Origin of the sequence: Paenibacillus sp. FSL R7-0272, from assembly GCF_037969905.1 — a bacterium.
In the GTDB taxonomy this organism is placed as follows: Bacteria; Bacillota; Bacilli; order Paenibacillales; family Paenibacillaceae; genus Paenibacillus; species Paenibacillus polysaccharolyticus.
This window is the reverse complement of sequence record NZ_CP150221.1, coordinates 1387151-1406555: the sequence shown is the minus strand read 5'-3', so window position 1 is coordinate 1406555 and position 19405 is coordinate 1387151. Positions and strand designations below refer to the sequence as shown.

20 protein-coding genes are annotated in these 19405 nt (G+C 47.4%); 12 read left to right on the top strand and 8 right to left on the bottom strand.

Going from position 1 to position 19405, the window contains the following annotated elements; genetic code table 11:
• The first annotated feature begins 251 nt into the window (after positions 1–251).
• The 6 genes from queC to MKY23_RS05965 all read left to right on the top strand — a co-directional run bounded on the left by queC (position 252) and on the right by MKY23_RS05965 (position 4540).
• Positions 252–944, top strand: a complete 693-nt coding sequence (queC, locus tag MKY23_RS05990) for a 7-cyano-7-deazaguanine synthase QueC (RefSeq protein ID WP_154958622.1) — start codon at positions 252–254, stop codon at positions 942–944.
• On the top strand, positions 941–1432 hold the full coding sequence (queD, locus tag MKY23_RS05985) for a 6-carboxytetrahydropterin synthase QueD (protein ID WP_339836282.1): 492 nt from the start codon (positions 941–943) through the stop codon (positions 1430–1432). The genes queC and queD overlap by 4 nt, the downstream gene beginning before the upstream one ends.
• Positions 1425–2162: a 7-carboxy-7-deazaguanine synthase QueE gene (gene queE / locus MKY23_RS05980; RefSeq protein ID WP_339836279.1), complete on the top strand. Its 738-nt coding sequence runs from the start codon at positions 1425–1427 to the stop codon at positions 2160–2162. Before queD ends, queE begins: the two co-directional genes overlap by 8 nt.
• A 55-nt stretch (positions 2163–2217) precedes the next feature.
• Positions 2218–2715 (top strand): preQ(1) synthase, encoded by a 498-nt coding sequence (gene queF, locus MKY23_RS05975; protein WP_339839264.1) that lies wholly within the window; start codon positions 2218–2220, stop codon positions 2713–2715.
• A gap of 129 nt (positions 2716–2844) precedes the next feature.
• On the top strand, positions 2845–2961 hold the full coding sequence (locus MKY23_RS05970) for a putative holin-like toxin (protein WP_221787759.1): 117 nt from the start codon (positions 2845–2847) through the stop codon (positions 2959–2961).
• 304 nt (positions 2962–3265) lie between these two features.
• Positions 3266–4540, top strand: coding sequence for an MFS transporter (locus tag MKY23_RS05965; RefSeq protein WP_090918386.1), 1275 nt, complete (start codon positions 3266–3268; stop codon positions 4538–4540).
• Positions 4541–4758: 218 nt separating this feature from the next.
• Here the strand turns inward: MKY23_RS05965 and MKY23_RS05960 are convergent, their stop codons facing one another.
• The 8 genes from MKY23_RS05960 to MKY23_RS05925 all read right to left on the bottom strand — a co-directional run bounded on the left by MKY23_RS05960 (position 4759) and on the right by MKY23_RS05925 (position 14016).
• On the bottom strand, positions 4759–5607 hold the full coding sequence (locus tag MKY23_RS05960) for an EcsC family protein (protein ID WP_339836272.1): 849 nt from the start codon (positions 5605–5607) through the stop codon (positions 4759–4761).
• A gap of 674 nt (positions 5608–6281) precedes the next feature.
• On the bottom strand, positions 6282–7262 hold the full coding sequence (locus MKY23_RS05955) for a family 43 glycosylhydrolase (protein ID WP_339836269.1): 981 nt from the start codon (positions 7260–7262) through the stop codon (positions 6282–6284).
• Between the two features lie 526 nt (positions 7263–7788).
• Positions 7789–7986, bottom strand: coding sequence for a hypothetical protein (locus tag MKY23_RS05950; protein WP_339836266.1), 198 nt, complete (start codon positions 7984–7986; stop codon positions 7789–7791).
• A 106-nt stretch (positions 7987–8092) separates the two neighbouring features.
• Positions 8093–9511 carry an arabinan endo-1,5-alpha-L-arabinosidase gene (locus MKY23_RS05945; RefSeq protein ID WP_339839261.1) on the bottom strand — a complete coding sequence of 473 codons (1419 nt, stop codon included), beginning with the start codon at positions 9509–9511 and terminating at the stop codon, positions 8093–8095.
• Between the two features lie 104 nt (positions 9512–9615).
• Positions 9616–10458 (bottom strand): carbohydrate ABC transporter permease, encoded by an 843-nt coding sequence (locus tag MKY23_RS05940; protein WP_090918394.1) that lies wholly within the window; start codon positions 10456–10458, stop codon positions 9616–9618.
• A gap of 27 nt (positions 10459–10485) precedes the next feature.
• Complete coding sequence (locus MKY23_RS05935) at positions 10486–11376, bottom strand: sugar ABC transporter permease (protein ID WP_090918396.1); 891 nt, start codon at positions 11374–11376, stop codon at positions 10486–10488.
• Positions 11377–11619: 243 nt separating this feature from the next.
• Positions 11620–12966 (bottom strand): sugar ABC transporter substrate-binding protein, encoded by a 1347-nt coding sequence (locus tag MKY23_RS05930; RefSeq protein WP_090918398.1) that lies wholly within the window; start codon positions 12964–12966, stop codon positions 11620–11622.
• 138 nt (positions 12967–13104) lie between these two features.
• Entirely contained in the window at positions 13105–14016 is a 912-nt protein-coding gene (locus tag MKY23_RS05925; protein WP_261771617.1) for a glycoside hydrolase family 43 protein, read from the bottom strand.
• 513 nt (positions 14017–14529) lie between these two features.
• Here MKY23_RS05925 and MKY23_RS05920 point away from each other — a divergent pair.
• The 6 genes from MKY23_RS05920 to MKY23_RS05895 all read left to right on the top strand — a co-directional run bounded on the left by MKY23_RS05920 (position 14530) and on the right by MKY23_RS05895 (position 19316).
• The gene (locus MKY23_RS05920; protein ID WP_090918400.1) at positions 14530–15447 is read left to right on the top strand and encodes a winged helix-turn-helix transcriptional regulator; all 918 of its coding nucleotides are present in this window, start codon (positions 14530–14532) and stop codon (positions 15445–15447) included.
• 127 nt (positions 15448–15574) lie between these two features.
• The gene (locus MKY23_RS05915; protein ID WP_339839258.1) at positions 15575–16498 is read left to right on the top strand and encodes a YafY family protein; all 924 of its coding nucleotides are present in this window, start codon (positions 15575–15577) and stop codon (positions 16496–16498) included.
• 141 nt (positions 16499–16639) lie between these two features.
• A complete protein-coding gene (locus MKY23_RS05910; protein WP_154958590.1) occupies positions 16640–17152 on the top strand; it encodes a DinB family protein in 513 nt (170 codons plus the stop codon).
• A 125-nt stretch (positions 17153–17277) separates the two neighbouring features.
• On the top strand, positions 17278–17856 hold the full coding sequence (locus MKY23_RS05905; RefSeq protein ID WP_339839255.1) for a YdeI/OmpD-associated family protein: 579 nt from the start codon (positions 17278–17280) through the stop codon (positions 17854–17856).
• A gap of 267 nt (positions 17857–18123) precedes the next feature.
• Positions 18124–18441 (top strand): transposase, encoded by a 318-nt coding sequence (locus MKY23_RS05900; protein ID WP_090924849.1) that lies wholly within the window; start codon positions 18124–18126, stop codon positions 18439–18441.
• 11 nt (positions 18442–18452) lie between these two features.
• Positions 18453–19316 (top strand): IS3 family transposase, encoded by an 864-nt coding sequence (locus MKY23_RS05895; RefSeq protein ID WP_339834079.1) that lies wholly within the window; start codon positions 18453–18455, stop codon positions 19314–19316.
• The last annotated feature ends 89 nt before the right edge of the window (positions 19317–19405 follow it).

Genomic DNA, 19405 nt, shown 5'->3' with positions numbered 1-19405 from the left:
CGTGATTACACGTAGCTTATATACATGCTTAGACTTAAGGTTTAAGTTGTAGAAGGATATGGGCTGACGTAATAACGTTGTCACGATGTACGTAAAAAACTAAGGACACTTGCTTATAGCAGCTTTTTTTGAAGCGGTTATTAAGAAGGTGTGTTTTTTGATGGATGCCAGTTCATGAACTTCTCTGTTCTTCCGACATTCCTTGCTACTATGCTGGGGTGATCTCAAGAAGATGGAGAGGTTTTTTTATGTTGAACAAAGAAAAAGCGGTCGTTGTATTCAGCGGCGGCCAGGACAGCACAACGTGTCTGTTCTGGGCAAAACAACAATTTGCCGAAGTTGAAGTGGTTACGTTTGATTACGGGCAACGTCATAAGCTGGAGATTGAATGTGCAGCAGCGATTGCCAAGGATTTGGGCGTGCAGCAAACGGTTCTGGATATGAGCTTGCTGAACCAGCTCGCACCGAATGCGCTCACACGAGATGATGTAGAAATCACCCACGAAGAAGGGGAGCTGCCCAGCACATTTGTGGATGGACGGAACTTGCTCTTCCTCAGCTTCGCGGCCATTATGGCAAAACAAAAAGGTGCTCGCCACTTGGTCACAGGTGTCTGCGAGACTGACTTTAGCGGGTATCCCGATTGCCGGGATTCGTTTGTAAAGTCGATGAATGTAACTCTTAATCTGTCGATGGACTACCCATTTGTCATTCATACGCCGTTGATGTGGCTGGACAAAGCAGCAACGTGGAAAATGGCCGATGAACTGGGCGCTTTCGATTACGTGCGTGAACGTACTCTGACTTGTTATAACGGCGTCATCGGTGACGGGTGCGGCGAATGCCCCGCTTGCAAGCTACGCAAAGCGGGACTCGATCGTTATGTAGAGGAACGTGCCGTTGCTCATACGAGTACTCCCTCCACTGGAGTGGACGCGCGATGAGAGAGCCTGGAACGTTTCGTATCGTTGAGCGGTTGCAGCGGATTGACCAGGATATTCTGCCCACGCAGCTGAGATATCATCGCAAACGGGTGCTAGTCAGCAAAGAATTCACTTTTGATGCGGCGCATCATCTGCACTGTTATGAAGGCAAGTGCAAAAATCTGCACGGGCATACGTACAAAGTGGTTTTTGGCATCAGCGGTTATCCGGGCGAAACCGGGCTGACGGTTGATTTTGGACATATTAAGGACATCTGGAAAAACCGGATTGAAGGTTATCTGGATCATCAATATTTGAATGAAACATTGCCTCTGATGAATACGACGGCTGAAAATATGGTGGTCTGGTTGTTCGAGCAGATGGAACATGCTCTACGAACGGAGCCTTATGCCGGACTTACAGACGGCGCACGCACGGAATTCGTGCGACTCTTCGAGACTCCGACCAGTTATGCCGAAGCAAGACGGGAGTGGATGATCGATGAGTAAGAAAGCACACATCCCTGTCATGGAGATTTTTGGTCCGACGGTTCAAGGCGAAGGCATGGTCATCGGGCAAAAAACGATGTTTGTGCGCACCGCGGGCTGCGATTATCGCTGCTCCTGGTGCGACTCGGCCTTTACCTGGGACGGCAGCGGCAAGGACCAGATTCGCATGCTGACGCCGGAGGCGGTATGGGATGAACTGCGCCGCCTGGGCGGCACGCGTTTCTCCCATGTGACCCTCTCCGGCGGTAACCCCGCCCTGCTGGCTTCGCTGGGCGGGTTGGTTGCCCTGCTGCGGGAGAACGGCGTCCGCACCGCGGTTGAGACGCAGGGCTCGCGCTGGCAGTCATGGCTGGCAGACGTTAACGAAGTCACGGTCTCGCCCAAGCCACCCAGCTCAGGCATGGACACCGACTGGGCTGTGCTGGACGATGTGATCCGCCGTCTGGCTGCTGGCACGGCGGATCGAAACCATAGTCTGAAGATCGTGATCTTCGATCAGACAGACCTGAACTATGCCCGCCGTGTGCATGCACGATATCCGGGCACGGCTTTATTTTTACAAACGGGGAACCCGGATGTTTCTTCGGCGGATACGCCGGATCTGGCGGCTTCCCTGCTGGAGCGTTACGAGTGGCTGATTGATCAGGTAAGTGCCTCGGACGATCTGAACAACGTGCGCGTGCTTCCGCAGCTTCATACGCTGGTATGGGGTAATAAACGCGGGGTTTAAATATATACGAGATATAAATAAGAGGCCTACGGCTTCAATTGAATACGAGGAGTTTATTGGAATGAGACAACCTGACGAGATGCAAGATGTAACATTGCTGGGCAACCAGAATGTGAAATATACATTTGAGTATGATCCTGGTATTCTGGAGAGCTTTGATAACAAGCATCAGTACCGTGATTATTTTGTAAAATTTAACTGCCCGGAGTTCACTAGTCTGTGCCCGATTACGGGTCAACCTGACTTTGCTACGATCTACATCAGCTATATTCCCGATATCAAAATGGTTGAGAGCAAATCACTAAAACTATACCTGTTCAGCTTCCGCAACCATGGTGATTTCCACGAGGACTGTGTGAACATCATCATTAACGACCTGATCAAACTGATGGACCCACGCTTCATTGAAGTCTGGGGCAAATTCACTCCGCGCGGCGGCATCTCTATTGATCCGTATACCAACTATGGCAAACCGGGAACCAAATATGAGCAAATGGCCGAGCACCGAATGATGAATCATGACATGAACCCGGAGACGATTGATAATCGTTAATTTGAGTCTGTAGATACTGCTTGCTTTAAGTAGATGTCCGCGATTTGGATTATGTGGTATAATTTGTTACAACAACAGAATGGCTTGAATGGGCGGTCGGCTAGTCTCCTGAGTAAGGAGGTGATGCCTGTGGAGATAAAAGATGTACTGACGTTGATGATCAGTTTTGCGGGGTTTACAGTAACCTTGATCGGACTGATTGTAACCATCGTCATTGCATTGAATAATCAAAACAAAAAGAAATAGGCCGCCCTCGGTAAGGTAGCAGCCTATTTCGATTACCTGTCCACAGCCACCGCCCTTGAAAGCGGCTGTTGTAAAAGAGTGAGGATGTTGACGCATCCTTACTCTTTTTTATTTTATCCTTGTTGCCTACAGTTTATCACAACATTTCCCAAAACTCCACATGTACAAAAGTTGTTTTCATTTCCCCCCTCTGTTCCCCTTGTCGGTCGATCCGATCTATCCTATTATGTAACAATATGCTTAATTGCATAGAATCTAACATAGGCGCTGATCCCTCGTGACCGCGACCAAAGGAGAACTGGACATGTCTACACAAACCACATTAGCCAAGGACGCCGCAGCGCGTTCGAAAGCCCCACCCGGATTGGATGCCCAAGGCACCGTATACCGGATACTAATTGCCATCAGTCTGGTGCATCTGTTCAACGATTCCATTCAGTCTGTCATTCCGGCAATATTTCCTATCTTAAAAGACTCCATGCATCTAACGTACACTCAGATCGGCTGGATCGCTTTTGCGATCAACTTTACCGCATCGATTATGCAGCCTGTTGTTGGCTGGTTTGCTGATAAAAAACCTACTCCGTCGATCCTGCCCATAGGCATGGGTTTCACGTTCACGGGCATGTTGTTGCTCGCTTTTGCCGACAGTTATATGATGGTGCTCATCTCTGTCATTTTTGTCGGGCTCGGCTCCGCTGCTTTTCATCCGGAAGGCTCCCGGGTATCCCATATGGCTGCGGGCCAGCGCCGCGGACTGGCACAGTCTATTTTTCAAGTGGGCGGTAATGCTGGACAATCCCTTGCACCGCTCCTGACACGCTGGATTTTCATCCCGTTTGGGTTGTTTGGTGCCATCGGCTTTACGGGCATTGCCGCGATGGGAATTGCTGTACAACTCTATGTCGCACGTTGGTATGGGCAGATGTTGCAATCCGGCGCATATCTGCGTAAACAAGCGGCGGCTCGTCGCGCTCCCAATCCAGCGTTACGTCAAAAAATTGCTGCCGCAATTACGATTCTGATTCTGCTCGTATTTGTCCGTTCGTGGTACGTGGCTTCAATCGGAAGCTTTTATGCCTTTAATCTGAAGGATACGTTTGGTTTATCCACGGAAGATGCGCAAATTTATATTTTCCTCTTCCTGGCTGCCGGTGCACTAGGCACATTCTTTGGTGGCCCGCTCGCAGACCGATTCGGCAAACGTAACATGATCTTTCTCTCCATGGCCGGGGCCGCACCGCTGGCGTTGCTGTTACCTTATGCCAACTTGTTCTGGACTGGCGTATTGCTGACGATTATTGGCTTTATCATGTTATCCAGCTTCTCCGTTACTGTGGTATACGCTCAAATGCTCATTCCGGGCAAAATCGGAACGGTTTCTGGTCTGATTACTGGTCTTGCCTTTGGTATGGGTGGCCTTGGGGCACTCGTGCTCGGCAACTGGATCGACGCCTTCGGCGTTTCACCCGTCATGCAGATATGCAGCTTCTTGCCACTGATCGGTATCTTTACGTTCCTGCTACCATCTGACAAGTTGCTTCATCGCTGGGCAAAAGAAAACGGGAGCGAGGAGTAAGTTCTTTTGGCTATATCCTGCTCTGGAGATCGTTAGATTTTTAAAAAATCTGCTTCCAGTATACTTATAAAACACGTACAAAAAGGCTTCCGCCCGTATCTGAATTCATGCAGATCGGCAGGAGCCTTTTTTTCATCATATAATCCTATCTTAGAACACGCTTCCCTAGTCATCTAGAGTAATATTAACCTATAACCAACTGCCTTAGGCGGATTTATCTATTTCAAACGCTTCAGAATCAGCCGTTTTTTGTACAGCATTTTGCCTGCCTCAGCGACATCCTGAATGGTATTTTTATTGCTGACCGAACCAAAGATCATGCCTGCAATGGGCACCAACTGGAACAGCTTTTTCCAGCCAAAAGACTCACTGTATGAGTTGAACACTTCACGCCATCCCTGCATTTGAGAGATCACTTCAACTTGTTTCTCCGGATTGTCATAGTCGGCGAGCTCTTCAATGATGGCTTTCTTGCCTACAATATCGGCGGAAGAGAATTGCAGACATTTCACGATGAAGACACGCTCCAGTGGATCATCGGGATTATACCCGTAACATAGCGCCATCTCTTGCAATACTTTCAGTGAAAGTCCCATCACGAGCGGAATGTCCGCAGCAATGGTGACGATGCCTCCAAATCCTGTTGCAGCTCCTTGTGCCGCAGCAAATTTGCTTCGACTTTCGGTGATATTATCCGCCACACGGTCCAACACCTCAAGTGGTATTTTTTCCACACTATGAATTTTGGCCGTGTTCTCTGTGTTCGTATCCTGCTCTAATCGGTAGATGTCATCAGATGTCATAGGGTAACCCGAACGCTCGGCTTCTTCTTGCAGAAGCTTGGCCACTTTCTTCTTCTGAACAAGGAACTTGCCACCCGTTTGCAAATATTGGCCCACTTCGTTCAGGGAGTCGCCAATCTTCTGTTTGATCGCTTTCGGCATCAATTTATCTAGCATTGCAAATGGCAAACGTCCGATTTTATCCCATATGAACAAGTCCTTCTGTTCCTTCTCCCACTTTAAAATCTGCTCAAGCTCCCCGTCTAATATCTCGCGTGATTCCATATGTAATCCTCCTTAGGGTTGTAGTATTATCCCAAAATTCTGAATATCACACAGCTCATTCTCAGCTTAACACATCATAACAAAACACCGAGGATATGTAGGAAACAGGTTAAACTGAGGGGCTTTGGCTTTGGGTTTGGGTTTTGGGTTTTGGGTTTTGGGTTTTGGGTTTTGGGTTTTGGGTTTTAAGCGTTTCGCACACACTCTATTTAGTCTAACGATCTCAGATGAGCTTATTTGATCAATATCGAGCTTTCTCCAATTCTAACTATCACCACAAACCTTATTTCGCTGAAAACGCAAGGTAAATGCCCTTTTTCACATCAAATCTACCAAATAAGCTCTCCTGAGATCGTTAGAATTTCAATCAGTACAAAAACGGCTAAATAGCGTCTCCTGTGATCGTTAGAAATCTGCACACCACGTCCAAGGCTTTAAAACAAAAAGTAATAAGCAATTCCGTTTATATTTTGTTAATTCATTTTTTTCGATGTAATGGTATACGCTTCTGCCTCTCTTCGGTTGCTTTCACGATCTAAACTTTCTTAATCCAGACTTCTAACTCCCACTGTTTAGATAACTTTTTCCTAGATCATACATATCAAAAAGAGCCCTTCGTCAGCATGATCTGCTCACCAAAGACTCTTATCTTTTATACTTTATCCAAATAGATACTACTTCACCTCTGCCACGGACTGGCCATCGGGAACCGGAATACCAAAGTTCGGCGTTCCATCTTCATTCCAATGAATGACCTGAGCGCGGGCGTGACGGTTCGGATCGTACAGCGGATCTCCCTCAATCTCTTTGTAGTTGCGCGCATGATAGATCAGAATGTCGGTTTTGCCATCTGGTGAAACAGTAAAGCTGTTATGTCCCGGACCATATTGTCCATTCTTTTCACAAGTCTGGAATACCGGTTTCGGTGATTTCTCCCAGCTTGTCGGATCAAGCAGATCAGCATCTTCATCGGCCGTAAGTAGCCCCATGCAGTAGTGATGATTGGTTGCACTAGCTGAGTAGCTGATAAACAGACGACCATTTCGATGCAGCACGGCTGCACCTTCGTTTACTTTAAAGCCGATAATCTCCCAGTCATATTCAGGTGTCGTGATCATGACCTGTTCTCCGCGCAACGTCCAAGGATTTTCCATTTCACAAATATAGAGGTTTGAATTGCCGTCAATGCTCGGATCTTTCTGGGCCCAGACCAGATAACGAATGCCTCTGTGTTCAAAGGTCGTGGCATCTAGCGCAAAACTCTCCCATTTGGTTCGAATTTGCCCTTTCTCCTCCCACGTTCCTTCAAGCGGATTAGCGGAATCGTTCTCAAGTACATACATGCGGTGATCAAACAAACCTTCGTTGGTTTCACTTGTATGTGCGGCCGCATAGTATATGTACCATTTGCCATCAATAAAATGAATCTCTGGTGCCCAGATGTTTGCACTCATTGGCCCAGTCTCACGCTTCGTCCAAGCGGTCACTGGTTCGGCATCTCTCAAGCTCTCCAGTGTCGTTGCACGCCGAATTTCAATTCGGTCAAAGGCTGGTACGGAAGCGGAAAAATAATAGTACCCGTCCGTATGACGGTACACCCAAGGGTCAGCGCGCTGCTCCAGCATGGGATTGGTGAATGTAATGGAATTAATCATGGGAATGAACCCCTTTCATATGTGTGTGTATGGCTTGAATCTATGATGTGCTCAGTGTGCTTGCAAAAATATGGAGAGCAGAGTTGGGAGGGCACAGCGGGCGTTCGCGGACGGCAGGGCCTTGATGCTCTCCTTGACCTCCGATTTCTTTCATTCACCGCTCCCGGCGGTGGAAATCGGATGGCAAACTCGGATGCGCGGCTCCTTCCTCCCTCTCACTGCTGGTGCCCTCTGTACTGGTTGCTCGCGATATTTTCGCTCGCTAGTACACATCGGGCTTCGAGCCTTTAGTTGGCTCGATAACTTGTGGCGTTGACCGCTTGGCTGGGTCAACTCTCCCCGTAGCCATGCTCAGGCACTGCGGACGTTCGCGGGCGGCAGGGCCTTGGTGCTCTCCTTGACCTCCGATTTCTTCCATTCACCGCTCCCGGCGGTGGAAATCGGATGGCAAACTCGCACGCGCGGCTCCTTCCTCCCTCTCTCTGCTGGTGCCCTCTGTACTGGTTGCTCGCGATATTTTCACTCGCTAGTACACATCGGGCTTCGAGCCTTTAGTTGGCTCGATAACTTGTGGCGTTGACCGCTTGGCTGGGTCAACTCTCCCCGTAGCCGTGCTCAGGCACTGCGGACGTTCGCGGGCGGCAGGGCCTTGGTGCTCTCCTTGACCTCCGATTTCTTTCCACTCACCGCTCTTGGCGGTGGAAATCGGATGGCAAACTCGCACACGCGGCTCCTTCCTCCCTCTCTCTGCTTGTGCCCACGCGTGGAACGCTCGCGATCCATTCGCTCGCCGGCACACCCTCGCTGAACCACCCTACGGGGTCAGCGGTCTACTTCTCAGCTGCGCTGATTTGTTTGCCCCAGACCGCGATGCCGCGGTCGTTCAGACCAGTTACCACCAGCGCAGGCTGGCTTCGCTCCCAATCCCAGGATGGGAGCAGCTTTAGCTCTTCCGTGGAAGCACCGCCCCACGGGCTTTCCTTCCACGTCAGCGTTAACGTTTGTTTGCCATCAAACGTCCAGGTTCCCGAACCGTTCTCGCTTTCAATTTTGCCTTTACTCGTCAGCGTATATGGCACAGCCTGCACCTGCCCGTTCACAGACGGATCAAGCGCCATGCCTTCCCACGTTCCGGCAATCATCGATTTCGGAATATCTTGTGCGGTCTCTCCGGCATAACGTTCAGGCGACACGACAGGCCAGCCATCCTTCGTCCACAGCATTTTACGCACATGCAGATACGGCCAGTTTTTATCCGTCTCGCCCCGCGCATGATGCACGATGTAATAATCGTCGCCATCCTTCAGCACGGAATTATGCCCAGGAGCAACCCAGCCTTCACCTTCGGTGAAGCGGTATCCGCCCAGAATTTTGGTGCCAATCTCATACTGTGGCAGATGCTCCGTATCCAACATTTTATTTCCGTTCATATCCGTATAAGGCCCTGTGATGGAGTCGGCACGAGCTACCCGCACATTATAGTCTTCGAACAGAGAATCATAAGACACGAACAGGTAATATTTTTGAAACTCTGGATTATACACAATGTATGGCCCCTCGACTGCGCCTTCTTCGGTTGCACGATCCCTTGCTGCGATGCGTGTACCATACCCCTCTTCCTTGAACTTGCCCGTATCCGGATCAAGCGGTGCAATGTAGATTCCGTCAAAAAATGAACCATATACCATCCACGGGTTGCCTAAGGCATCAAGCACCGGATTGGCATCAATGGCATTCAGGCCGTCCTTTTCCTGACCAGCCGTCTTCACAACCAGTCCTTCATCCTTCCACGGCCCCTCAGGAGACTTGGAGGTTTGCAATCCGATCGCTGACTGTGTACTACCAAAGCTCGAAGCCGAATAATACAATCGGTACGTATCCCCCGCTTTAATAATATCCGGTGCCCACAGGTTCGTTGCTCCTGTCCAATCGAGCGCTTCCTTCGGGATACCCGGCAAAGCCTGCCCCACCCATTTCCAGTTGATCAAATCATCTGATTTTCGTACCATTACGCCTGGTTTAGGTTCTCCCGCTACTCGAACGTCCGTGGAGTAGACATAGTAGCCTTGATCCGTTTTGATAATCGCAGGATCATGTGCATTGTTAACCGTCCACTTGGATTCATCATCCAAAATAGAGAGATCATACATTTTTGGTTCCTGCGGAGCTTCCGGAAAAATCGGAGGTTTCACCACATCCCCGCCATCTGCACAGCCTACCGTACCTATAAGCATCAGTAACATCAACATCGCAACTCCTTTCCTCGCCCTATGCCACTCCTTAAGTCCTGTCCAATATTTATCATATTTCCGCTCTTTTCGTTCCTTCCTTACTCTCCAACTTTTCATTCCCATCACCCTTTGACCCCTGAAATCGCAACCGACTCAATAATCTGCTTCTGGAAAATCAGGAAAATGATCAGAACCGGTAGCAGAGCCACAATCGATGCCGCCATAATGAGCGGATAATCTGTTTGAATCGCATAGGTCGCGTTAAAGTTCGCAATGACAAGTTGCAAGGTTTGCTTTTCAGGTGAATTCAGATAAATAATCGGTGCCAGATAATCGTTCCAGATCCCCATAAACCAGAGAATCAGCTGTGCAGCCACCGCAGGTTTGATCAGCGGAAACGTGATGCTCGAATACAACCGGAAGTAGGAACTTCCGTCGATCTTCGCCGCTTCAATAATTGCATCTGGCACACTGAGCAGATACTGCCGCAGGAAAAAGATCATAATCACATTCCCGAATAGTCCCGGTACAATCAGCGGCAGCAAAGTGTCCACCCAGCCCAGCTTGGAGAACATGATAAATTGCGGGATCATGACCGTCGGATACGGAATCATCATCGAGGCCAGCAGGGCGAGAAACAGTTTGTTTTTATGTGGAAATCTTAACTTGGCAAAAGCAAATGCCGCAAGACTCGACGTAAATGTCCCTACTACCGTCACACTAAGAGCTACAATGAGACTGTTTTTAATTCCGCTGAGCAGCGGTCCTGCTTCCCAGATCTCTTTATATTTATCAAACCGAAATACTTCCGGAATCCAGACCGGCGGAAGCGCGAATACATCCTGCTTCTCCTTGAGCGAGGTGGACAGCATCCAGAGCAAAGGCGCAATCATCGCAATCGCACCGATGGACAGAACGATAAATATAATGGAGTTTGTTACTTTCCTTCTTTGACTATAAGACATCTTCCGTTCCACTCCTTTCCTCGCCCATTAATCCCCGTCGTAGGCTGATCTTTCGTTAAGTTTGAATTGTATAAGCGTAATCACAAAGATGAAGATACCCAGAATCATGGCCATCGCTGAAGCGTAACCCATCTGCAGGTTGCTAAAGGCCTTCTGCCAGATATAAAAGACGATCGAAGCCGATGCATATTCCGGTCCGCCTGTCGGCGTCATAATGTTCATCTCCGTGAAGATTTGCGAACCCCCGATGATGTTGGTCACCACGAGGAAAAAAGTTACGGGTTTCACCATCGGCCAGGTGATATTGCGGAAAATCTGAAATCCATTCGCTCCGTCCAGCTCGGCGGCTTCGTAATAGGTACGGGATACACTTTGCAGTGCCGCCAAATATAACAGCATCGTATATCCGAGACCTTTCCAGACGGTCATGATGATCAGTGCGGGTTTCACCGTATCTTTGTTAGCCAGCCAGTTCGGGCCTTTGATACCAAACAGATCGAGGAACTGGTTCACCAGACCATAGTCTCCGTTGTACGCCCAGTTCCACATGATGGATACCGCTGCCAAGGAAGAAATAACCGGTATGTAATAGATCACACGAAATGTGGTCGTACCCGGAATTTTACGATTCAGCCCCATTGCCAGCAGTAGTGCCAACAACAGACCAATCGGAATACCGAGCATCAGGTAAAACGTATTAAACATGGCCTTGTAAAAAAGATCATCGGTCAACAAATCTTTGAAATTGGCAAGCCCGATAAAATTCATCTGCCCCAGGCCGTCCCAATCGGTAAACGAACCATAGAGGGAATAGAGGAACGGGAACAATACAAAGATCACAAGCCCCAAAACGGGGGGCAAAATAAACAAGTATCCATACATCATCTCTTTGCGATACAAACTCGATTTCGTATTCACGTGTTCACCCCTGTTTCTAAGATCAGCATGTGGCATACATCGATTGGCCTTTTTGAATCATGGCTTCTGCTCTGTTCCGGTCAATACATGCCACATGCTCGTATGGAATCTGGCGATAAAATTAAACTAAACGTTTATATCGTTCACTCCGTTACAACATGTAAAAAATAGTTCAATCTGTATCTTCTAAAGAGCAAATGATGCCAGCAGCATCGGTTCAGGCTGCTGGCATCCCTTGTCTATCTATTTATTCTGTGATTTCTTCTCCTGCTCCACCGCTTTATCCAGCAGTTTCTGCATCTTCGGTTGTTGTTGCTTCACATAGTCAGCGGCGGTCATCTTGCCATCGAGTACCGGCTGAATGTCGGTGAAGAACATGTCGTACCACTCCGCGTTGTACGTGTAATTACCTGGCAACGCTCGTCCGTAGTCTTTTACGATATCGATGAATTCTTGTTTATTTTCCGGTTTGGTCGAAGTATCCTTCGCCCACTCATCAGCCATATCAAGCAAGTTCGGAATTTGCACCTTCGCGTCTACCAGTTGTTTCATGCCATCTTTCGACGCAGTAAGGTAGTTTACCAGTGCAGCAGCTTCTTCCGGATGTTTGGTTTTGGCAGATACACCGATTCCGAGGGAGCCGATCCATGTCGCTGATTTGCCTGTTGATCCTGCCGGGAAAGGCAACAGATCATAATCGAATGGAAGCTTTTCAAATGTACTCATATCCCACGGACCTACAGGGAAGAACGCCATCTCACCCTTCATCCAGCGTTGATACGTATCAAGCGTTTGTGCTTCCTCAATGGAAGGAGTGATCTTGTACTTGTTCTGCATATCCGCGAAGAATTGTAGCGCTTCGGCAAATTTTGGATCATCAATCGTGACTTTCGTTTTGCTCTCGTCCAGCCAGTCAGCCCCGTTGCTCCATACAAAAGATTGCAGTGCCCATTGTACGTTAAAACCTGTACCGAATACGTCCGGTTTACCGTCTCCGTTCGTATCTTTCGTTGCTTGCTGATTTACCTTGATAAACTCTTCCCACGTATAAGGCTTGTCCTTGTCAGGGAGCGGAATGCCTTCTTTTTCAAAAAGGGTCTTGTTATAACCCAGTGCAAATGGCCCGACATCCTTAGGCATACCGTAGAGATCACCTTGCCCTGCCATCTTGCCATCATAACGATACAAGTCCACGCCATACTTCCAGATATTATCCAGATTGATATCTTTGTTTTTCTCGATATACGGTGTCAGATTCATGAGCACATTGCTGTTCACATAGGCCTTCATATCACCCGGTGTGAAATAAAATACGTCTGGCAAGCTATTACCTGTAATCGCCGCGCGAAGCTTTGTCGCATATTGGTCCGCTGCGGTAACGATGATTTTAACTTTGACGCCGGGATGTTCTTCTTCAAACTTCTTCACGACAGCCTGATACGCCTTCTGCTCATCCGTGCCGCCGCGGAACATAAACGTCAGTTCTTTATCTCCGCTCGAACTTCCGCTTCCCCCTCCACAACCTGCAAGCACCAGTGCACTGACCAGCATTAGCAACATAAACGTGACCCAACTCTTTCTCTTGACCATATGAACCCCTCCTGATCTGGACTTGTAAACGTATTCAATACCATGAATCAACATTTCTGTTGTTAAATTTATCAAATCCAGATCCTTTTAGTCAATACTTTATTAAAACATTTTATATTTTTATAAAACAAAATCATACTAATACGTTGGCCAGCCATTCCCGTCCCATAACAAATCGTTAATCAGCAATTTCGGATTGCCATTATCCGTTGCATCATAAGCATGGCGTACGATTAGATTGCCGTTGACCACGTCCTGTCCACCCGGTCCTTTCCATCTCACATTACCTGTATCCAAAATTGTGCCGCCACCGTTCATCATATTTACTCCGTTTTTGTCGACGTAAGGCCCCGTAATGCTCGTGGATCGACCGTAGACCATTTTGTAAGTACTGTTCACACCTTTACAGCAAGAGTCGATCGAAGCAAACAAATAATAATATCCGTTGCGATACGTGATACTTGGCGCTTCAATTGCGCCACCGTTATTCGGACGTGCTGCAATCGAGGAGATGTTACCTGTCGGTTTCATCGTGTTTTTGTCCAGTTTTACAATTTTCAGACCGCTCCAGAACGAACCAAAGGCCAGCCATGGATTACCCGAAGCATCAATAACCAGTTCCGGATCAATAGCGTTGTAGTTATTCGATGTATTGGATTGCAGTACAAGCCCTTCATCTTTCCATTGCCCCGCGCCAACGCTGTTTGCGGACGCTAACCCAATCGCAGACCTGTTGGAACCAAAGGTCGAGATGGAATAATAGAGCCAAACCTTGCCGTTATACCGTTGTACGTCCGGTGCCCATACATCCAGGTCTTTCTGTGCAGGGACAGCCGAATTCCACCAGGACGGTTCACTTAGAAAAATCTGCGGCACACGATACCACGACGTTCCGTTATCGGATTTTAGCACCTGAATACCTGGACCCGTGGAAAAGGTGTACCAGGAATTGCCCTCTTTGATGATCGTCGGATCATGAACGGCAATGTCTCCCGATAGATTCCAAAACGCGGCTAAAGCCCGAGACTGTCCTGCAAGCACTAACACCATCACCAACAATGCAGGTAAAAACCAACGCCTTTTGGAGGAGAACTTCGAGCTGTTCATTCCATGCGAATGATCAGAATCCCTTAATTCGCCTGAACCTGATGCCATTTTCACCGTTTTAGAATCCTTCCATGTCTTCCACTCTAAACTCCTCAACTTCTTCCATGAACTGAACTTTTCCATACCGGAACGCCGCCTCTCCTGATTAAATGGTTGCTTTGGTTCATGAAGTATTAAATCAATTTAAGTATAATAGGATTATAAAAGCGGTTACATTACAATTCAATGGTATATTTCAAATATACATGAATTAATTTAAGTTTTTATTTTAAGTATGTGGGGATAAAATCTCATATAGGTTTTAAAAATTTCATTGTTTATATAGGGTATATCTCACTTTTCTCCGCTCTTTCTTTCGAGCATGTAATGATTTATAATTATCTGAAATAAAACAGTCAAATGTGCAAGAGTCTGTGTAAATAGGCTTTGTTCAGAACGGGGAAAGGACATCCACCTATGATTTATATTAAAGATCTGATGTCAGGTGTGAACATTTTCAAAGCACTCAGCTCCGAAATTCGCATTCAGATTATTGAGTTGCTGGCCAGAAACCAAAGTCTTAATCTCAATGACCTCGCAACCAAGCTTGGACTTAGTAACGGCGCGATCACAATGCATATCAAAAAGCTGGAGGAAAGCGGATTAATTGAGATTAACACAGCGGTCGGCAAACACGGCATTCAGAAGATCTGTTATCTTAACGAGGAAAAGTTGATGGTTGACCTGCGTTCACAGGAGATCCATAACCGGTACGAGGTAGAAATCCAGGTTGGGCATTACAGTGATTATCAGGCAGCACCCACATGCGGCATTGCTACGAAAGACAGCATTATCGGGGAGTTTGATGATCCCCGTTACTTTGCCGACCCGCTTCGGATCGATGCCGAGATGATTTGGCTAGCGGAAGGATATCTGGAATACCGAATTCCCAACTACCTGAAGCCCAACCAGACGTTTAGCGAGATTCAACTCTCCATGGAGCTCGGTTCAGAAGCCCCTGGATTCTGTGACAACTACCCGTCGGATATTTACTTCTACATCAATGGCAAAAAGATCGGACTCTGGACGAGTCCAGGAGATTTCGGCGATACACGCGGTACGTTTAATCCGGACTGGTGGCCTCCTCACCTGAATCAGTACGGTATGCTGAAGCTGATTCGCATTACGAAGGAAGGCAGTTATATCGACGGATGCAAAATCTCGGACGTTACCCTGGATGATATCGGGCTCGATTACAAAAGTGATATTCACTTCCGCATCGCTGTCACAGACGGCCCAGTCAACAAACGCGGCCTGACGATTTTCGGAAAAAACTTCGGTAATTACGGCCAAGGTTTGCTCGCACGGGTGCTTTATAACGTGCAGGAGGACTAGACAGGATCTGGCTGGAGAGTTGGCTTGTAAATGCTCCTTATTTTAGAAGAGTGCGAATTTGCACTCTTTTTTTAGTGATATACTTATGACCTGTATTGAACAAGAAGTGATGATGGGTGGGGTTCTATTGAAACTTGAACGGTTAGTCTCGATCATATACAAGTTACTTAATAACGAGGTGTTGTCTGCCTCTACCCTTGCCGAGGAATATCAAGTATCGCCCAGAACGATCTATCGGGATATTGATGTGATCTGCGCAGCCGGATTTCCGGTTGTTTCGCATCAGGGAATGAATGGCGGGTATGGCATTATGGATGGGTATAAAATGGATAAAAGCCTGCTCGGCTCCTATGATGTGGATGCTTTGATTACAGTGCTCACCAGCCTCTCCACCGTATTTAACGATGTGCGTGCACAGGGTACAATCGAGCGTTTGCAGACCATTGGAGAACAACATGAGAGACCAAACTTAACTGTAGACCTAAATACATATCGAACTGAGCCTGACTCGCTTTCGCATCTTCGTGCAGGAATCATGGAACATCATGTCGTTCAGTTTGATTACATTAATTCCAAAAATGAGCGCACAAGCCGAGAAATTGAACCTGTTCGATTGCAGTTTAAATACCGTAGCTGGTATGTGTATGGATATTGCCGAAGCCGGCGGGATTATCGGGAATTCCGGCTGTCACGCATGTTAAACGTACATCTGACCAACCGTCATTTTGAAGCGCATGTTCTCCCCATGGAAGAGCCATCTACCACTCCCCCTGTCACCCAGGAGATCATGACAGATGTGGTATTTCGCGTATATCCGGATGCACTCGCGGAGGCGCTCGATCATTTTCAGCAGGCAGACAAACAATTTCATGAGGACGGCAGTATGACGATGCGCGTTCAGGTTCACAAACCGCTCCAAGCCCCGTGGTTATGGTCTTTTTTGCTAAGTTTGGGAGGTGGCGCAGAGGTTTTGGAACCTCTAGCACTGAGGGATGTATTAGAGACGCAACTACGAAATGCACTGAGACGTTATGACAAACTCAATCATTGAAGCCCCATAATGGGAGTCTTGTGAAGTGAAAGAAGAAGTATGACACGCTGTTGTCATACTTCTTTTTTTATACTCATTTCAGTAACAAGGGAGGCACCATGAACATCCCATCATTCGCCAAAATAAAGGAGACGATTTTTTATGAATTACCTAGAAGAAATGGTTCATTATCATGTTTGGGCTTCGCAGATCATTATGCAACGCATTCAGGAGTTGCCGGCTTCTGTGCTGCATCAGGAAGTGAACAGTTCTTTTCCTACCCTCGCCCATGCGCTCAGTCATATGAATGCCGTAGATCAGATGTGGTACCTGGTGCTAACCGGAACCAGCATGCCTGAAGCTTTACAAATCTGCATGCCGCGTAACGGGGAAACGTTTGCCACCATAGAAGAATATTTCGAGCGTTATGCCGAACTATCCAATCAATACCTGACTTGGTTCAGTCAGCAGACGGATTTGGAGCAGGTGCTTCTGCTTAACAATCCCTTTGCAGGCGTACGTCAAACCCGTTTCGCGGAAATCATCTTACATCTGGTGAATCACGGGACCTATCACCGGGGTAATATATCCACCATGTTGCGTCAGCTCGGCCATGCTTCTGTCATGAATGACTATTCCAGATTCTGGTACGAAAACTCCAATACTTCAGAGTAATTCTCTGATGCTTGAAATCCATTGTGCCTGATAAGAGGTCTTGGATACGATGTAGTATGAAACTCTTAGATATCATGTAATATGAAGGTGTTATATACAATGCAACATGAAAGGTCTTGGATATGATGCCATCTGTTCCACTTGAACGAATACTCACCTTTACCTCCAGGGAAGAGTTAAGAAATTGGTTACAGGAGCACGGAACTACAGAGTCCTGCTGCTGGGTTCCTGTGAGTTTGAAACCACTCCCGAATACCCTTTTATATCTGGATGCTGTTGAAGAAGCATTGTGCTTTGGCTGGATTGATGGCGTCAAAAAGAAAACTTCCGATGGCCTGTTATTACAACGCTTATCTCCACGTAGTCGCAAAAGCTCATGGACAGAGCTCAATAAGGAGCGTGTGCGCCGATTAGAAAGGCTAGGTCTTATGCAAGATGCGGGTAGAAAGGTTCTGCCCGACATGAATCCTGAAGCTTTTGTTGTGGATGCCGAGATTGAAGAGAGGTTAACTACGGACAGACAAGTACATGATCATTTCGTAGCTTTTCCTCTCCTCTATCAACGGGTACGCATCGACACGATCCAGAGCGTTAAACGGCAGCCTGCTCTCTTTCAAAGCCGACTTGATAAGTTCATCCAACATACGAAGGCAAATCAACTGTATGGTCAGTGGCATGATAACGGGAGGTTGTTACAGGACTAAAACATGAGTGTATTAGTTTAGCCGCCCGGCTTCTGTTTGTGATTCACCCTGCTACCGAGTTTTAACGATCACAGGAGACGCTATTTAGCTGTTTTTCGCCAGACTGAAATTCTAACGATCACCAGAAACCTTATTCTCCGATTGTTAGCTTTTTTTCAGGCGAAATTAGCCTAATTGGCTGAAATAGCGTCTCTGATGGAGCTAGAATAAAAAGTGGACACCCGTTAACGGACGGAAGGATAATAAGGCTAACGGAGGTGTGTTCACATGGGAGAACAGCGGCAACGATACAATGAAGAGTTTAAAAAACAAACGGTAAAATTTATTCAAGAACAGACCAAGACACTCGGAGACTTGGCAGAAGAACTCAACATTCCAAAAAGTACACTACACCAGTGGATGGGCAAGTATCGCGAACTTAAACATGAGCCTGTAGCTAGCGTAGATCGAGTGAAAGAACTGGAAGCAGAGCTTAAAGAAATGCGCCGGTTACTTCAAGAGAAAGAGCATACGCTTGCGGACACGCAAGAGGAACTGGCTATTGTAAAAAAAGCAGTGCACATCTTCAGCAAACCAAAGCGCTAAGGTTTCAGTTTGTGGAAGACCATCGCTCCCAGTTTTCTTTGGAGAAGATGTGCACTCTGTTACACGTGTCACGGAGCGGATATTACAAGTGGCGGATGGATCTAACCAGTAAGCAACAGCATCGGAGAACTGAAATCATGAAGCGTATTCGGTTTCATTTCTACGACCACCAGAAGCGGTGTGGAAGTCCGAAAATTACGTATGCGCTCCATCTGGAAGGATACAAAATCTCTTCCCGTACCGTCAGTATATACATGCGTCAAATGAATCTTCGTTCCGTGCACAGTCCTCGGTATCGTGTCCAGACGACGGATTCTAACCATCATCATCCCATTGCACCAAATACGCTGAACCAGCAATTTCAAACGTCCAAACCGAATACCGCATGGGTCACCGATATCACCTACATTCCCTGCCGTGGAGGCCGGTTATATCTCGCCAGTGTTCTGGATTTGTGTACGCGTGAGATTGTGGGCTGGCGCCTGTACAACCATATGGAAACGAGCTTGGTGTTAGATGCATTGAAAGATGCTTACCAGGCCAAACGCCCCGCTTCAGGATTGCTCCATCACTCGGATCGTGGCTCACAGTACACGTCAAAAGAATACGTGGAGCAACTGAAATCGTATGGTATGGAGCTCAGTATGAGCCGCCGAGGAAACTGTTACGATAACGCATGTATCGAGTCTTGGCACAGTATTTTGAAGAAGGAACTCATTTACTGTAACCCTCGTTTTAAGAATCCAGAAGAGGCGTATAACGCCATTTACCAGTACATTGAGTTCTATTACAACCGCAAGCGAATGCATGGTGCGCTAGGTTATCTTTCCCCTACTCGTTTTGCGAAGAAGTTTACGGACAAATCCGTCGCGTAAGTGTCTACTTTCTTGACATAGGTCCATGAGGATCGTTAGATTTTAAAACACCTCATTTTCGCCAAAATAAGCTCTGTGGTGATCGTTAG

What these genes read in the sequence shown, in the direction of transcription:
- MKY23_RS05940 (WP_090918394.1), bottom strand. Translation starts at nt 10,458, where the DNA reads ATGTCTTATAGTCAAAGAAGGAAAGTAACAAACTCCATTATATTTATC.
- MKY23_RS05905 (WP_339839255.1), top strand. Translation starts at nt 17,278, where the DNA reads ATGCCATCTGTTCCACTTGAACGAATACTCACCTTTACCTCCAGGGAA.
- MKY23_RS05925 (WP_261771617.1), bottom strand. Translation starts at nt 14,016, where the DNA reads ATGGTGTTAGTGCTTGCAGGACAGTCTCGGGCTTTAGCCGCGTTTTGG.
- MKY23_RS05955 (WP_339836269.1), bottom strand. Translation starts at nt 7,262, where the DNA reads ATGATTAATTCCATTACATTCACCAATCCCATGCTGGAGCAGCGCGCT.
- MKY23_RS05965 (WP_090918386.1), top strand. Translation starts at nt 3,266, where the DNA reads ATGTCTACACAAACCACATTAGCCAAGGACGCCGCAGCGCGTTCGAAA.
- MKY23_RS05960 (WP_339836272.1), bottom strand. Translation starts at nt 5,607, where the DNA reads ATGGAATCACGCGAGATATTAGACGGGGAGCTTGAGCAGATTTTAAAG.
- MKY23_RS05920 (WP_090918400.1), top strand. Translation starts at nt 14,530, where the DNA reads ATGATTTATATTAAAGATCTGATGTCAGGTGTGAACATTTTCAAAGCA.
- MKY23_RS05900 (WP_090924849.1), top strand. Translation starts at nt 18,124, where the DNA reads ATGGGAGAACAGCGGCAACGATACAATGAAGAGTTTAAAAAACAAACG.
- MKY23_RS05945 (WP_339839261.1), bottom strand. Translation starts at nt 9,511, where the DNA reads ATGTTGATGTTACTGATGCTTATAGGTACGGTAGGCTGTGCAGATGGC.
- MKY23_RS05930 (WP_090918398.1), bottom strand. Translation starts at nt 12,966, where the DNA reads ATGGTCAAGAGAAAGAGTTGGGTCACGTTTATGTTGCTAATGCTGGTC.
- queD (WP_339836282.1), top strand. Translation starts at nt 941, where the DNA reads ATGAGAGAGCCTGGAACGTTTCGTATCGTTGAGCGGTTGCAGCGGATT.
- MKY23_RS05910 (WP_154958590.1), top strand. Translation starts at nt 16,640, where the DNA reads ATGAATTACCTAGAAGAAATGGTTCATTATCATGTTTGGGCTTCGCAG.
- queE (WP_339836279.1), top strand. Translation starts at nt 1,425, where the DNA reads ATGAGTAAGAAAGCACACATCCCTGTCATGGAGATTTTTGGTCCGACG.